The sequence below is a fragment of the Kluyvera genomosp. 2 genome, from assembly GCF_036759865.1.
In the GTDB taxonomy this organism is placed as follows: domain Bacteria; phylum Pseudomonadota; class Gammaproteobacteria; order Enterobacterales; family Enterobacteriaceae; genus Kluyvera; species Kluyvera ascorbata_B.
Genome location: NZ_JAPKIA010000029.1, coordinates 20769 through 30103 on the forward strand (window position 1 = coordinate 20769; position 9335 = coordinate 30103).

General features: G+C 51.5%; 15 protein-coding genes and 1 pseudogene. All 16 read left to right on the forward strand.

The window, feature by feature from the left end:
• Positions 1-54: 54 nt before the first annotated feature.
• The gene (locus tag V6942_RS22625) at positions 55-930 is read left to right on the forward strand and encodes a GTPase family protein (RefSeq protein ID WP_149335460.1); all 876 of its coding nucleotides are present in this window, start codon (positions 55-57) and stop codon (positions 928-930) included.
• A 200-nt stretch (positions 931-1130) separates the two neighbouring features.
• Entirely contained in the window at positions 1131-1835 is a 705-nt protein-coding gene (locus tag V6942_RS22630) for a WYL domain-containing protein (RefSeq protein WP_149335459.1), read from the forward strand.
• Positions 1835-2404 (forward strand): hypothetical protein, encoded by a 570-nt coding sequence (locus V6942_RS22635; protein ID WP_149335466.1) that lies wholly within the window; start codon positions 1835-1837, stop codon positions 2402-2404. Before V6942_RS22630 ends, V6942_RS22635 begins: the two co-directional genes overlap by 1 nt.
• A gap of 36 nt (positions 2405-2440) precedes the next feature.
• Complete coding sequence (locus tag V6942_RS22640; RefSeq protein WP_032456931.1) at positions 2441-2893, forward strand: YfjS/YafY family lipoprotein; 453 nt, start codon at positions 2441-2443, stop codon at positions 2891-2893.
• Positions 2890-3339 (forward strand): IrmA family protein, encoded by a 450-nt coding sequence (locus tag V6942_RS22645; protein ID WP_149335458.1) that lies wholly within the window; start codon positions 2890-2892, stop codon positions 3337-3339. The genes V6942_RS22640 and V6942_RS22645 overlap by 4 nt, the downstream gene beginning before the upstream one ends.
• Positions 3340-3410: 71 nt before the next feature.
• Positions 3411-3640 (forward strand): annotated as a pseudogene (locus V6942_RS22650) (DUF905 domain-containing protein).
• Positions 3641-3738: 98 nt separating this feature from the next.
• Complete coding sequence (locus V6942_RS22655) at positions 3739-4560, forward strand: DUF932 domain-containing protein (protein ID WP_149335457.1); 822 nt, start codon at positions 3739-3741, stop codon at positions 4558-4560.
• A gap of 30 nt (positions 4561-4590) precedes the next feature.
• On the forward strand, positions 4591-5034 hold the full coding sequence (locus V6942_RS22660; RefSeq protein ID WP_149335456.1) for an antirestriction protein: 444 nt from the start codon (positions 4591-4593) through the stop codon (positions 5032-5034).
• Between the two features lie 12 nt (positions 5035-5046).
• Positions 5047-5589: a RadC family protein gene (radC, locus tag V6942_RS22665; RefSeq protein WP_149335455.1), complete on the forward strand. Its 543-nt coding sequence runs from the start codon at positions 5047-5049 to the stop codon at positions 5587-5589.
• Positions 5590-5599: 10 nt separating this feature from the next.
• Positions 5600-5941 carry a type IV toxin-antitoxin system YeeU family antitoxin gene (locus tag V6942_RS22670; RefSeq protein ID WP_149335454.1) on the forward strand — a complete coding sequence of 114 codons (342 nt, stop codon included), beginning with the start codon at positions 5600-5602 and terminating at the stop codon, positions 5939-5941.
• Between the two features lie 20 nt (positions 5942-5961).
• Entirely contained in the window at positions 5962-6303 is a 342-nt protein-coding gene (locus V6942_RS22675) for a TA system toxin CbtA family protein (RefSeq protein ID WP_045345951.1), read from the forward strand.
• A gap of 258 nt (positions 6304-6561) precedes the next feature.
• Positions 6562-7569, forward strand: coding sequence for a restriction endonuclease (locus tag V6942_RS22680; protein ID WP_000528271.1), 1008 nt, complete (start codon positions 6562-6564; stop codon positions 7567-7569).
• Positions 7570-7865: 296 nt separating this feature from the next.
• Complete coding sequence (locus tag V6942_RS22685; RefSeq protein ID WP_258182279.1) at positions 7866-8045, forward strand: phage late control D family protein; 180 nt, start codon at positions 7866-7868, stop codon at positions 8043-8045.
• Positions 8039-8512 (forward strand): type VI secretion system tip protein VgrG, encoded by a 474-nt coding sequence (gene vgrG / locus V6942_RS22690; RefSeq protein ID WP_223878936.1) that lies wholly within the window; start codon positions 8039-8041, stop codon positions 8510-8512. The genes V6942_RS22685 and vgrG overlap by 7 nt, the downstream gene beginning before the upstream one ends.
• Positions 8451-8771, forward strand: a complete 321-nt coding sequence (locus V6942_RS22695) for a bacteriophage T4 gp5 trimerisation domain-containing protein (RefSeq protein ID WP_223878937.1) — start codon at positions 8451-8453, stop codon at positions 8769-8771. The genes vgrG and V6942_RS22695 overlap by 62 nt, the downstream gene beginning before the upstream one ends.
• Before the next feature lie 87 nt (positions 8772-8858).
• Positions 8859-9212 (forward strand): hypothetical protein, encoded by a 354-nt coding sequence (locus V6942_RS22700; RefSeq protein WP_333501830.1) that lies wholly within the window; start codon positions 8859-8861, stop codon positions 9210-9212.
• Positions 9213-9335: the final 123 nt, after the last annotated feature.

A 9335-nucleotide genomic window follows, 5' to 3' on the forward strand; every position in this document is an offset into this window, starting at 1 on the left:
CTGCATCCTTTACAGGATCGCGGGTCTTTTTATTTTTCACATTGAGATCTCCGTATGCAAAAAACTGACGGCCTTCTGGCCATTGAGAAGCCTCTGGCTTCACTGCCTCCTACTCTTCGCAGTCTTATTCTTAAACGCCTTCGTAGTCTCACACAGTACGAGCCGGTTATTGGCATTATGGGCAAAAGTGGGTCAGGTAAATCGTCTCTCTGCAATGCCCTGTTCCAGGGCGAAGTCACGCCTGTCAGCGATGTGGCGGCCTGCACGCGCGATGTGCTGCGCTTCCGGTTTCGCAATGGCAATCACAGCCTGATGATTGTTGATTTACCTGGTGTTGGTGAAAGCGAGCAACGTGACGAAGAATACACCGCACTGTATCGTCGCATCCTACCCGAGCTGGATTTGGTGTTATGGGTCATCAAAGCTGATGATCGGGCACTGTCAGTGGATGAACACTTTTATCACAAAGTGATGTTGGCGTATCAGCGCCGGGTGCTGTTTGTTGTTAATCAGGCTGACAAGGCCGAGCCCTGCCATCAGTGGAGTATTGCCGATAACCTGCCTTCCCTGGCTCAGATGTCGACGATTAAGGCGAAGCGAAATGCCGTACAACAGCAGTTTCTGCCGCATCATCCTGTTTGTGTGGTTTCAGCACGAACCGGGTGGGGTATGGAATCTCTGGTAGATACCATGATGAATAGCCTGCCTGACCGGGCCACCAGCCCATTGACGACACACCTGCATGGCAGGCTCTGTACAGAGCCAGTAAAAAAGCAGGCACGCGAGCGCTTTGGTAATGCAGTGGATGAAATGATTGGCACTGTGGAGTCATCATCTTTTCTGCCAGAGCCTGTAAGGGCTGTGATTCGAACCGTACGGGAAGCAGTGGTGACTGTTGCCCGTGCCGTCTGGGACTGGATTTTCTTCTGACAAACCGCTTATGGCGGACACTCCCTGTCCTTGCCGCGCTCAATTAATGAGCAACCAACCTATTGATTAGGCGCAAAGCCGCATCATGGCCGAAATCCACATACTGAAAAAATACGCCTTCCCATGTCCATACCCTGTCCGACCCCTTCGTTACACTAATCACTTAATTTTCAGCCTGTTAACAGGATGGAGAAAATCTAATGTCCCAGACTGAGCGTCGCCATGAGCGGCTGGCGGTTCGGCTGTCCCTCATTATTAGCCGCCTTGTTGCTGGCGAAACACTGGATATGGGTCTTCTTGCCGCAGAGTTTGGTGTATCGCTCCGTACCCTCCGCCGCGATTTTCGTGAGCGACTGATGTACCTGGACCTGGAATATCGCGACGGCACCTGTCGTCTGCTTTCAGGTAGCCATCAGCGCGAACTGGCGGTGCTGACTTTTGCTCGTCAGTCAGGTGTGGAGGCCTTGTTTCCTGACATGGATAACCACATGGTCAGCTCACTGCTGAGTGGGCCCGGTGAGTCTCCGTGCCTCATATGGGCAGAATCGGAATCATTGTCGCCGCCCAGGGCAGGCATATTTACACGCCTTGTCAGGGCCATATCAGAGCATCGTCGCGTGACGCTGCTGGCTGAAGGTTGTCGTTGCTCAGGGCTTGCACCATACCGCCTCGTACTCTGCGGCGGGCATTGGTATCTGACTGGAGAGCATCATCATCGCGTGGCAGTGTTTCCGCTGAAAGATATCCATGCGGTTACCTTGCAGCCGGAACTGTTCGTGCCCGACCTTCAGATTCGTAACGTTCTCGCCGAACCGGAATTACTCAGAGCCCTTCCCCATTTTCACGTTTTTCACTCACTGTTCGCCAGAACCGGCGACGGTCTTTTACCTCATAAGGAATCATGATGAAGAAATTACTGACCACAACGGCACTGGCCTTCAGTCTCTGCGCTGGCGCTAACTTTCCGGCGTCTGCCGAAACTGTCGTGGGTACCGTCAAATTCTGGCAGTACATGCAGGCGGATGGCTGGAAATCGGCCGATGGCATGGATAACGACACGCTAAACAATACGCTCTATCAGGCCAGTGTGATCGGCAATTATCCCTGGACTAGGCAATTTCTGCTGCGTCAGCGTGGTGGTGGTGCTTATTTTCTCGCCGACAAGAAAACACATACCGTGCGCAAGCTGAATCTGAAACCTGCCAGCGGTTATTATTCCGACCTGACATCGGTCTATCAGGGTGAAGACCAGGGGAAAGGGTGTTACTTCACTATCATCGACACCCAGTATCAGTTGGAGCTGGTTAATGAACCTCACAGCAAGCAGGTGCTTGCTGCATTTCCGGAAAACTGTGTCAACAAACAGCAGCAGGCTGCCCTAGCGGCAAAGCGTTCTGCCTCAGAGCAGAAATTGCAGCAGTGGGTAGCCCAACAGAGTCTGGCTGAGTTGTGCCGACGAACTGGCAACTGCTGAAGCAACGGAACGGACGAATAATAAGGAATCTGCACCATGAAGAAATTGTACCCACCTGTGCTTGCCGTTCTGACAGTTATCGGTGCAATGAGTGCCTCTGGCTGCGACAGCAAGGAAGATGCTGGCGTGAAAGCGATAGCTAGGTTTAAAGACCTGACTCCACCACCATTCAGCAAGGTTGTCTCGCATAAATCCGATATTGCCCAGGAATGGGTAAAAAAGGATGCCTTCGGTACACCGCAATATACGGTGATGAAAACCCGCCAGTCACCGGAAGGATGTGAGTCAGGCAATTATTACTACATTGCTGATATGCAGCAGAAAACGGTGCAGCCACTGATGGCAGCCCTGTGCCTTGCGGACAATATCACTCTGAGTTTCAGAATTGAAACCGACAGCTATACGGGTGAAAAATCGGTGGTGTATTCGCACGATGGCAAGGAAATGGGAAAACTCTATCTGCCGGAGAATCAGGAGAAAAATCCATGAAGAAGCTGAAAGGCGTTATCTCAGTTTTCGCTCTGAGCCTTTGTCTGCTGTCACCGGCTCAGGCCGAAGAACAGCGTTACATCAGTATCCGCAACACAGACATGGTCTGGGTGCCAGGCAATGTTTGCGTCTGGCAGTTTCGCCTGGACAACGGCGGAAGTGGTGAAGGGTTCGGGCCTTTGACACTTTCCCTGCGTCTGAAAGATAAATGGGGGAACACGCTGGCCATGGGGAATATGGCAGTGGCTGCATTTGGCGACAGCGATGCCACTCGCTCTCAGGAAGCCTCACTGGAGAACGAATGCGTGGAAAACGTTAGCTCCGTCGAAATCATGAAGGCAACAGAAGAGCGTAATGGTTACCAGATTGACCTGCCACTTTCCGTTTTCAACCCGCAGTACTACCGATCTGTACAAGTCACGGTTGTCGGTGGTAAGGCATCTTAGCCGATTCGCCATCTGTTTGATTCAGCCCCTGTCGCTAATGCCACAGGGGCTTTTTATTTTAGAGAGCCTGTATGACTGAACTCACTGAATTGCCTGATGGACCGTTTACTCGCCAGCAGGCAGAGGCGGTTGCGTCTCAATATTCCAACGTTGCTATAGAGGACGACCTGGGGACACATTCCGTCTGGTTATCCATCATGAGCGTTGCATGGTCTGGCGAGCCTGAAACTTTGAGCAGGATGCCGGTTACTGGCTAAACAGGTATATCGCTCGTTATGGCATCCGCAAATTCCCTGCATAACCATAACCAGCGCATCATCGTTATAAACAAAGTCAGGCCACACCTCCTTCGGGAAGTGTGGCCTTTTATATTTTTACCCACTTCATAAGGAGTTATCTATGCGATTAGCCAGCCGCTTTGGCCGTATAAATCAGATACGCCGTGACCGGCCTTTGACCCACGAAGAGCTGATGAGTCATGTCCCCAGCGTGTTCGGGAGTGACAAGCATGAATCTCGTTCAGACCGTTACACCTACATCCCGACCATCACCATCCTCGAAAGCCTGCAGCGTGAAGGCTTTGAGCCGTTCTTTGCCTGCCAGACGAAGGTTCGTGACCTGAGTAAGCGGGAGCACACCAAACACATGCTGCGCCTGCGCCGTGCCGGTCAACTGACCGGGCATCAGGTGCCGGAAATCATTTTGCTGAACAGCCATGACGGCTCATCAAGCTACCAGATGCTGCCGGGACTATTTCGTGGTGTCTGCACCAACGGCCTGGTCTGTGGTCAGTCGTTCGGAGAAGTGCGGGTCCCGCATAAAGGTAATGTCGTCGAGAAGGTGATTGAAGGGGCTTACGAAGTACTCGGTGTGTTTGACCGGGTGGAGGAGAAGCGCGATGCAATGCAGTCACTGGCACTGCCAGAACCAGCCCGTAACGCCCTGGCGAATGCCGCGCTTAAGTATCGCTTTGGTGAAGACCACCAGCCGGTCACGGTATCGCAGTTGCTGACCCCACGTCGCCGGGAGGACTACAGCGATGACCTGTGGACCGTATACCAGCGCGTGCAGGAGAACCTGATGAAAGGTGGATTGTCGGGGCGAACAGCTCAGGGGAAAAGCAGCCGCACCCGTGCTGTTACCGGTATTGATGGCGATGTGAAGCTCAATCGCGCCCTGTGGGTAATGGCAGAAAACATGTTCGCGTTTTTCGAGCGTTAAACAACCGTTCCGGCATAAGGAGATAGTTTAATGGATACACACAACCCTGAGTTCGCTGAGCAGGCAGCAATTACTGCCTCGGTGGTCCCTGACGAGCTATGCATCGGCTTCTGGCCGCAGCACTTTGGCTCCATACCACAATGGATAACCCTTGAGCCCCAAATCTTCGGCTGGATGGACCGGTTGTGTACCGATTATCACGGCGGCATCTGGAACTTTTCGACGCTCAGTAACGGCGGCGCTTTTATGGCTCCTGAGTCAGAGCACGATGAGAAATGGGCATTGTTCAACAGCATGAATGGCAATGGCGCGGAACTTACTGGAGAAGCGGCAGGTATAGTCGCCTGCCTGATGGCATACAGCCATCACGCCTGCCGTACCGAATGTGACGCGATGACTGAGCACTATTATCGCTTACGAGACTTCGCGTTGAACCATCCAGAGTGCAGCGCCATTATGCATCTAATCGACTGAGGGATACCGAACATGAATATCGCATTATCCCCGCTGTCATCTCAGCCTGAACTCTTTCCACTGGCGATTATGGCCCAGCATGGTTGTTTGCTCCCCGCGACCTCCGGATTAACCACCTATGCCCAACGCACCATTCGTCGTGCCATCAACCTGCTGGATAAATATCTGCGCCAGCCCGGTATATCCTTTACCTCTAGTACTGCTGCCCGTGACTGGCTTCGGTTACAGCTGGCAGGACAAGAACGGGAAGTGTTTATGGTGCTCTATCTCGATAACCAGCACCGTTTACTGGAGAGTGAAACGCTATTTGCCGGTTCGGTTAACCATGTCCAGGTCCATCCTCGAGAGGTAGTGAAGTCAGCGCTTCGCTTCAATGCTGCAGCTGTCGTGCTGGCGCATAACCATCCATCCGGTGATCCGGAGCCCAGCCAATGCGATCGCAACATTATGGGCAGGCTTAAAGAATCCCTGGCACTGGTTGATGTGAACATACTCGATCATCTGGTTGTCGGTTCAGATGGCATTGTGTCGTTTGCAGAGCGAGGCTGGATATGAGGGAACTTCAATGAAATCTACTGATTCAGAGAACGATTCATTTCTCAAGTGGGGTCTGAATCGTAATGTGACGCCTTGCTTTGGCGCTCGTCTGGTACAGGAGGGATACCGGCTGCACTATCTGGTTGACCGGGCCAGCATTACCGGTGAATTCAGTAACGCAGAATCTTTGAAGTTGGATGAAGTATTCCCACATTTTATCAGTCAGATGGAGTCGATGTTGACTACTGGTGAAATGAATCCTCGCCATGCCCACTGTGTCACCCTGTACCACAATGGTTTCACCTGTGAAGCCGATACCCTTGGCAGTTACGGCTACGTATACATCGCCGTTTACCCCACTCATCGTTAACTACTTTCACAAGAGCAAATATGAAAACTTTACCTGCAACAACTCCGCAGGCGGCGACGCTATGTCTGTCGCCTGTGGCAGTCTGGCAAATGCTGATTGCACGCCTGCTGGAACAGCATTATGGCCTGACACTCAACGACACACCATTCAGTGATGAAACGGTAATTCAGGAACATATCGATGCCGGTATATCTTTGGCCGATGCCGTTAATTTTCTGGTGGAAAAGTACGGGCTGGTTCGTATTGATCGCAGGGGATTCAACTGGCAAGAACAGTCCCCATATCTGCGGGCAGTCGATATTCTGCGGGCGCGACAGGCAACTGGTTTATTGAAAAGAAATCGTATTAGCGCGGCACGTTGAACATCGGGAATAGCCTTCCTGATTCACACTGCAGCTTTCCTTACTTATTTACTCATTCCAAAAAGCACCTGCCGATGCTGGTTGGTGCTTTTACTTATATGGACGAAATATCATGCCAATTGAAGCTGTAATTTTAACTGGGCACATTATCGCAAGTACAATCCGGGAATGCTGGGCCGTCGTTGTTGATGGTTTTGACGCATGCGGCGAACAAGCTTATGATCCAGCTTAATTTCTTTTCCTCATGAAGGGACGGGTATGGGCAACAGAATGTGGATGATTCGCGGTGACGGCGGCAAGCTCTATGACGATTTTCGCGATAAGCAAATTGTAGGCATCGGTTGGTCTCAGCTGGCTCCATTAGTCAAACCCGGCCTGTCCCGAGCCCAGTTGCTCGCCTTATACCAGGAGGCAGATCCCTTAACAAAGCTGGGAACTGCGCGTTCTGGTGCATCGCAGGTCTGGCGTTTTGTGAATGAGATCCAAAAGGGTGATTGGGTTATTACTTATTCGCCAGCCAATCGTACTTATCTGCTAGGTAAGGTTACATCTGATTTCCAGTACCACCCTGAATGGGTAGAAGAGGGGATGGGAATCGCTCGACAGGTTAAATGGAATACTGAAGAAATCGATCGCGATCGATTGTCTGTTGCTACCAAAAACACATTGGGCTCCACGCTGACGGTTTTCCAGCTTCCAGAATATGCTCTAGAAGAGCTTTTGCAGGATAAGAAACCCACTGCAGATGTAATTACTCAGAATCCAATTGTGATAGATGAAGATGAGGTCGTTTCTGATCCGCTCCGCGATATGGAAATGCTGGCGTTCGAGGGTATCAAAGACCGCATCAACTCTCTTGATTGGGACGAGATGCAAAATCTGGTTGCCGGAGTTTTACGCAGTATGGGCTATAAAACGCAGGTGTCACCAGCGGGAGCCGATCGGGGTAAAGATATCATTGCTTCACCTGATGGATTCGGCTTTGAAAATCCACGTATTATCGTTGAGGTAAAGCACCGCAGGGAACAGATGGGAAGCCAACAGATACGCAGCTTTATCGGCGGTCGCCATAAAGACGATCGCGGGCTTTATGTCAGTACAGGGGGTTTTACGAAAGATGCTCGATATGAAGCCGACCGTTCGACGATACCACTGACGCTCTGGACACTTGATGATCTCGTCCGTGCGCTTATTGAGAACTATGAGCAAGTCGATATCGAGACCAAACTTTTGGTGCCTCTGAAGAAAACGTTCCTGCCTGCCTGAATCTTGCTTCGATAGCCATATTGGTGTTCTACTGATATGGCTTTATACCCACTTTCAATGTCTGCTTTTTGTACGGATTTTAACTTGTGGGTACAAGTGCGGGTATAATTACTTATTCCTAATTATAAACTACATTGATATCAGTCTATTGGGTGTGAAATTCGAGTCCGGCCTTCGCACCATCGGAACATCAATAGACGTCAACGGACGTCTTTTTTTGTGTCTGAACCAAACCAGAGAAGCGCGAATACTACCTGCAATACAACGAAAGCGGCTTTAATTTTGTTTCGCGACTGCTGGAGCAGGAGGGGATTTTCTGGTTCTTTACCCATCAGAAAGTCAAGCTCACGCTGGTGCTGTCAGATGATAACAGCGCCTTCCCGCCAATCCAGGTGAGAAAAAGGTCCAGTACCAGGCAGCGCAGAGCAGTAAGCGGGAAACCGGAACCATTCGTTCGGCAAAGCTGCATTTGCTGACGGCGGGGAAGGGTAACGCCCTGAAGGCGCAGGCGAAACGGCTGGTCGGTGAAAGCGACTGCGCGGCGCTGGCCGCCGGGCACTGGTTTACGCTCACCGATCATGATGACAAATCTCTAAACATTGACTGGCTCATTACCGCCGTCAGCCATGAATACGACGGTGAGCGCTATCGCAACCGCTTCACCGCCATCCTAAAAAACACGCCGTATTGCCCTCAGAGCAGCACGCCAAAACCGTTTATGCACACCCAAACGGCGCAGGTAGTCGGCAAAAGCGGCGAGGCGATCTGGACCGATAAACTCGGGCGAGTGAAGGTGCAGTTCCCGTGGGACAGAGAAGGTAAAAACGACGAAACCTGCTCCTGCTGGCTGCGGGTCGCCACCGCCTGGAGCGGCAACGGTTTTGGCGCGCAGTTTATTCCACGCATCGGTGGTGGTGAGCTTTATCGACGGCGGCCCGGATAAGCCGCTCATTACTGGCTGCGTGCATACCGGCGCAAATGCCCTGCCGTATTCGCTTCCGGCGAAACAGACCCAGTCTGGCATTAAAACTAAAAGCGAAACAGGTTTTTACGAACTGCGCTTCGATGACAAAAAAGACGCTGGGTTGCTGGCGATGCAGGCGCAGAGAGATTTCCATCTGAACGTGTTAAACGACAGCACGACGGCGATTGGCCGCGACCAGACCGTTAACGTCAAAAACGATCGCTCTTCTAGACGATGAGAAAGTGATCGTTAACAAGGGCAATCGCACGGTAATAATAAAGAAGGGAAGCGACACGCTGAGGTCAACGACAAACGTAGCGTCAGGGTGAAGGGCGACCAGCAACATACCGTTGACGGTAATGACCTGACGAAAGTGAATGGTGACTACACCTTAAATGTAGATGGTAACCTGGCAATAAAGGTCACCGGCACATTAACGCTTGAAAGCAGTCAGTCGCTCACGCTGAAAAGCGGGGTCGATTTTAAAGCCTGCGCGGTGAGGGACCTGAAACTGGATGCTACCAATATCGTCAGCGAAGCCAAAGCGGGGCTAACCCAGAAGGCAACCACGATTAATAATGAAGCGAGAGCCACGCTGACCAACAAAGCCAGCTCAGCGCAAACGGTAGATGGCGGTGGGGTACTCACGATTAAAGGTGGTCTGGTGAAAATCAACTAAGTAAATGGAAAGCGCGACTGTGAAAATCCGTACCTGAATAGCCGCTCATACGTTATTGCAACGTAAAATTGTGGATAACTCTGTGTGTAAATGGGTATAAGGCGGGGTTCTGCTGTGGAATGC

Excerpts from the sequence above, each read along its gene's own strand:
- V6942_RS22640 (WP_032456931.1), top strand. The coding sequence starts at position 2,441 with ATGAAGAAATTGTACCCACCTGTGCTTGCCGTTCTGACAGTTATCGGT.
- V6942_RS22660 (WP_149335456.1), top strand. The coding sequence starts at position 4,591 with ATGGATACACACAACCCTGAGTTCGCTGAGCAGGCAGCAATTACTGCC.
- V6942_RS22680 (WP_000528271.1), top strand. The coding sequence starts at position 6,562 with ATGGGCAACAGAATGTGGATGATTCGCGGTGACGGCGGCAAGCTCTAT.
- radC (WP_149335455.1), top strand. The coding sequence starts at position 5,047 with ATGAATATCGCATTATCCCCGCTGTCATCTCAGCCTGAACTCTTTCCA.
- V6942_RS22635 (WP_149335466.1), top strand. The coding sequence starts at position 1,835 with ATGAAGAAATTACTGACCACAACGGCACTGGCCTTCAGTCTCTGCGCT.
- V6942_RS22645 (WP_149335458.1), top strand. The coding sequence starts at position 2,890 with ATGAAGAAGCTGAAAGGCGTTATCTCAGTTTTCGCTCTGAGCCTTTGT.
- V6942_RS22675 (WP_045345951.1), top strand. The coding sequence starts at position 5,962 with ATGAAAACTTTACCTGCAACAACTCCGCAGGCGGCGACGCTATGTCTG.
- V6942_RS22625 (WP_149335460.1), top strand. The coding sequence starts at position 55 with ATGCAAAAAACTGACGGCCTTCTGGCCATTGAGAAGCCTCTGGCTTCA.
- V6942_RS22655 (WP_149335457.1), top strand. The coding sequence starts at position 3,739 with ATGCGATTAGCCAGCCGCTTTGGCCGTATAAATCAGATACGCCGTGAC.
- V6942_RS22630 (WP_149335459.1), top strand. The coding sequence starts at position 1,131 with ATGTCCCAGACTGAGCGTCGCCATGAGCGGCTGGCGGTTCGGCTGTCC.
- V6942_RS22670 (WP_149335454.1), top strand. The coding sequence starts at position 5,600 with ATGAAATCTACTGATTCAGAGAACGATTCATTTCTCAAGTGGGGTCTG.